This window comes from Bacteroides sp. 11BF, assembly GCF_019633765.1.
GTDB classification, from domain to species: domain Bacteria; phylum Bacteroidota; class Bacteroidia; order Bacteroidales; family Bacteroidaceae; genus Bacteroides; species Bacteroides hominis.
On record NZ_JAFKPJ010000106.1, the window covers coordinates 1 to 325 of the forward strand.

At 50.8% G+C, this 325-nt stretch carries 1 pseudogene; it reads right to left on the reverse strand.

The window, feature by feature from the left end:
* A pseudogene (locus JZY04_RS21150) lies at positions 1-325 on the reverse strand (hypothetical protein); the annotation flags it as partial.

Consider the following 325-nt stretch of genomic DNA (forward strand, 5'->3'; position numbering starts at 1 on the left):
CGCCAGAAATCATAATCAGCTTAGCATCATTTAATTCGTGCAGTTTCGTCATCGTTTCTTTTGCTTCTGGACGAATCTGATCGGAAAATGTGATCGCACCTGCGTACTGGCCATCAACATTCACATACACGGCAGTCGTATCAACCGTAGCCTTCGTCCCAGCAAACTCGGCTTTACCGACCTTGACTTTGCGGCCATCCACCGTGGCATTAACGCCAAAGCTAGTGGTTTCCGACACATCTGTCGCTGGCAGCCGATCAGCTGTCGGCACAGCATCTGCCAGTGAACGCGCCAAAATATGAGTCGATTGACCTTCCGCACTTGC